Genomic DNA, 2,072 nt, shown 5'->3' on the forward strand with positions numbered 1-2,072 from the left:
ATCCCGTGGCGTATCTGTTAGCAAACTTGCCAGACAAACGCGCCAACTTGCTGTTGAGTGTGGTGCTACTGCCTTTTTGGACGTCACTATTGGTCCGTACGACCGCTTGGATTGTGTTGTTGCAAAATCAGGGGGTGATTAATGATTTACTGATTTGGTCTGGTTTAACGTCTGAGCGAATTCAGATGGTACACAATACCTTTGGTACGGTTGTTTCTATGGTACACATCTTATTGCCTTTTATGATTCTGCCGCTCTACAGTGTAATGAAAGGCATCAGTCCAACGTATTTCCGCGCCGCTCGTTCCTTAGGGGCGTCCCCTCTTGTTGCATTCGTCAAAGTCTACATGCCGCTTACTTTACCGGGTATTGGCGCTGGAGCGTTGCTCACGTTCATTCTTTCGATTGGTTTTTACATTACGCCGGCACTCGTGGGAGGAAGGAGTGGGCAAATGATCTCCAATATGATTGCATACCACATGCAAACCTCGCTCAACTGGGGAATGGCGGGGGCGTTAGGTGGGCTGCTTTTGTTTGTCGTGCTCGCGCTGTTTTATGTGTTTAACCGTGTGGTTGGCATAAATAACATTAAGGTAGGAGGATAACCATGGCACTACCAAACTACGCTTCAAAAAGTGAGAGAATGGCTTACGCAGGCTACTTGGTATTTTGTGGACTGGTGCTGTTCTTTCTCATTGCGCCTATTCTGACAATCACCCCCTTGTCGTTTAATGCCACCCCTTATTTTACGTTTACAGAAGGTATGCTGAACTTGGACGCAGACGCCTATTCTGTACGCTGGTATCAAGAAATGTTCACCAATGAGCAGTGGTTATTAGCACTCAAAAACAGCACGTTTATTGCGCTCATGGCTACCTTGATCGCGACGGGTTTGGGTACGTTAGCCGCATTGGGGCTAGCCAACAGCAATTTGCCGTTTAGAAATGCCATTATGGCGTTGCTGATCTCTCCAATGATTGTGCCTGTGATTATTTCTGCCGCTGCGATGTATTTTTTCTACACTCGGTTGGGTTTATCTCAGACTTATTTTGGCATTATCTTAGCGCATGCCGCGCTAGGTACGCCTTTTGTCGTGATCACAGTGAGCGCGACGCTGAGTGGTTTTGATCAAAGCCTCGTCAAAGCGGCGGCCAGTTTGGGCGCAAATCCGGTTTACACCTTTAGGCACGTAACTTTTCCGTTGATCCGTCCCGGTATGATTTCCGGTGGATTGTTTGCGTTTGGCACGTCGTTTGATGAAGTGGTCGTGGCGTTGTTTTTAACGGGCGCAGAACAAAAAACCGTCCCAAGGCAGATGTGGTCAGGGATCCGAGAACAAATCAGCCCGACAATTTTGGCTGTTGCGACCTTGCTGATTTTTATGTCCGTGTGTTTGCTCGTAACCTTGGAGATCTTACGCAGACGCAATGTCCGTATTCGTGGGATTCAAGAATAAATAAGCCTTTTTCGGTTGCTCAGAGCTTTCTCGTCCAGGAATTACTCACCATTTTGACCGAACGCGCCTCCTTGTGGGCGCTTTTTTACGTCTGCGGCTCGATAGGGGGGCTATTTGATTTGTTGAATTTCTATTCCCGCTTGCTCAAAACGGGCGAATACAGGCCTGTGATGCTGCTGATACCAGCTCGCTGGCATGTTAGGTTTAAGCTGTAGCTTCTCCTGTTTGCTGATCACCACATAGTGCAAAAACGCGTTAAGCGTAGCCGTCATTACATCAAACGTCATCTCTCCATCTTTACTGATGGCTTTGAGCAAACCAACCACGGTTTCTTCAGGAATTAAAGGCTCAATCACCGCCTGTTTACGAGTTTTAAGGCAGATAGAGGCTGGCAACGAATCACGGGCGGTTTCCCAACAAACCTTGTTGTTTTTATTTACTAAATTGTTTTTATAGCAGTAGTAACTGAATAAAAAACGGGACACGTTTTGCCAGCGTTGCGTTTGGATTTCTAACCACAGGTGCTGAAGTTCGATATCGGCATCGGTCATAGATTTCATTCTAAATATGTTGGGAGAGCGATAGTGTAGCTTGGTTTTTTCATAACGCCAAAATC

At 46.7% G+C, this 2,072-nt stretch carries 3 protein-coding genes; 2 read left to right on the forward strand and 1 reads right to left on the reverse strand.

Annotation, left to right across the window (positions count from 1 at the left end; all coding sequences use genetic code 11):
• Window positions 1–605: ABC transporter permease (locus R7P35_RS23745; protein WP_318092775.1), on the forward strand; the 605-nt coding region annotated here is incomplete at its 5' end.
• Between the two features lie 2 nt (window positions 606–607).
• Entirely contained in the window at window positions 608–1,456 is an 849-nt protein-coding gene (locus tag R7P35_RS23750) for an ABC transporter permease (RefSeq protein ID WP_318092776.1), read from the forward strand.
• A gap of 110 nt (window positions 1,457–1,566) precedes the next feature.
• Here R7P35_RS23750 and R7P35_RS23755 read toward each other — a convergent pair whose 3' ends face one another.
• On the reverse strand, window positions 1,567–2,007 hold the full coding sequence (locus tag R7P35_RS23755) for a hypothetical protein (protein WP_229619887.1): 441 nt from the start codon (window positions 2,005–2,007) through the stop codon (window positions 1,567–1,569).
• Window positions 2,008–2,072 lie beyond the last annotated feature (65 nt).

The sequence above is a fragment of the Vibrio sp. Vb0304 genome (assembly GCF_033338995.1).
GTDB lineage: Bacteria > Pseudomonadota > Gammaproteobacteria > Enterobacterales > Vibrionaceae > Vibrio > Vibrio alginolyticus.